Origin of the sequence: Nonomuraea sp. KM90, from assembly GCF_052246675.1 — a bacterium.
In the GTDB taxonomy this organism is placed as follows: Bacteria; Actinomycetota; Actinomycetes; order Streptosporangiales; family Streptosporangiaceae; genus Nonomuraea.
This window is the reverse complement of record NZ_JBQQCB010000333.1, coordinates 1-1767: the sequence shown is the minus strand read 5'-3', so window position 1 is coordinate 1767 and position 1767 is coordinate 1. Positions and strand designations below refer to the sequence as shown.

At 65.5% G+C, this 1767-nt stretch carries 1 pseudogene; it reads right to left on the bottom strand.

Features of this window, described 5'->3' with window-relative positions:
* Positions 1–117, bottom strand: a pseudogene (locus ACTWPW_RS63985) (IS5/IS1182 family transposase); the annotation flags it as partial.
* Positions 118–1767: the final 1650 nt, after the last annotated feature.

The window sequence follows — 1767 nt, the reverse complement described above, 5'->3', positions numbered from 1 at the left end:
GAGCACAGCGTTGATCACCGTTCGATGGTCGCTCCAGCGGCCACCACGCGTGCCGCCCGCGGGCAGCAGCGGCTTGAGACGTTCCCACTCGGAGTTCGTCAGATCACCACGACCCATACGCCAAGCGGGCCCCCGAAAAATTTTGATGCAAAGCTACAGAAAATGAAGTGCCAGGGTGACGACCCGGCTGGGCCGCTCACCTGCTCAAACACTCGCTCGGTCGGTAACCTTGGCCTTTGATCCTCTGTACGCGAGACGTTGCGATTCTGGCGCCGTCGTCGAGGGTCCCGCCCCGCTGCGCCGCGCCGTCGCGTGGGCGAACACCATGCGACAAGGGTGCGGACGTCTCGCCCTGTGAAGGACGAGACGTCCGACCGCACCCTAGTGTTTCTGCCATGCTCCCCCCCGAAAGGGGTTGATTCATAGTCCTTTGTACTAGCCTCCTCCAGCAAGACGGATTCCTGCCAATAACAATTGATTTGAGGCATTCTTCCAAGCGTGCGGCAGCGGTTAGTTCGCCGTGAGCCCCCTTCCAGCGCGAGTCCGTCGCTCGTGAGAAGCAGAGTTCGCCCCGGAGCGAAATCTCCCTTAGCGCCCGCACGGGGCCGGTGGGTGACCGGAAGCACTCTGTTGACATCCTCCCGCGCCTGATGGCGGGGCATTCCACCAGCAACTACCCGGTGAGGAGGAGGTCGTGCTGGGGTTCGCGGTGCACTGGCCCGTCAACCGTGGCCGGTCCGCGCAGGCACGGCATGCCGTGCCGGGTGTTTGATGTTGCGTGCCGGGTTCACGTCGCGTTGGCAGAGTATCCGCAGGATCGGCAGGCGAAGATGGCTTGGTTTTTGCGCAACTTCGCATCCACGATCCCCACGCCGAGCAGCGTTGGCTCGTGTACGCGAGGCCGACCTTGATCACCCAGCCAGCAGCCTTGTGTTCCAGACGGTCGATGAGCTGGCCCCGGCCTGCCGCGAGGATCGACCGGTCAGCCGGGCCTTGGCTCGAACGTTCATGCCGGGCCCTGGCTTCACGCGCGCGTTGCGGCACGTCAGTCTTGGCCGACAGTGGAGAGCGCGGCGACTGTATGGGATGCGATCGTCCCCGAGCCGAGCGGGTCAGATGCCCGGCCTTCAGGTCCTCGACGGCGATCACATCGAAGCTCACGGGGGCCAGATCGGTGCTCGTCTTCGCCACCCGGTCCTTGTGCCGATCCTTCTCGTGGGCTTAGCCCGTACGATCGATTCGCGCTTGGCGGAGGCGAGTTTTCGCAGTAGCCGACGCAGTCGCGTCTGTTCCGTGCCGCACAGCATCGATACGGTGAGCATCTCGCCCAGGGCCAGGGCAGCGGACACGGCAATCCCACGATCAACACCGGCGGATTCCCGCCGCGGCGCGGGATCGGTTGGGGGGATCGCGGCGAACGGGACATGCCGGCGGCCAGCGCGGTCGCGGGTGACACGGTACGACTTCACCGTCGGGAACGGAGCGGACCAGCGCGACCGCATCCAGCCCAACTTGGCGACCTTGCCGACGTCGCCCGGTCAGGCGGGCGCAGGTCACCGGGTTTGACCGCGACGATGCGGAACCCCTCGTGCCGTCCGCGCCTGCGCCTCAACAGGCAGAGCTGCACGTCCACTATCACGGCCAGTTCGCCGCTGCGGAGGGCGAAGTGGCTGACGGGCCACCAACTGCCTGTCATCCGGCGGATCAGCCGCCACCTGGCGGTTCGGGCTTTTACCTCGCCAGCAGTGGCACGTACGAGAACCAGAT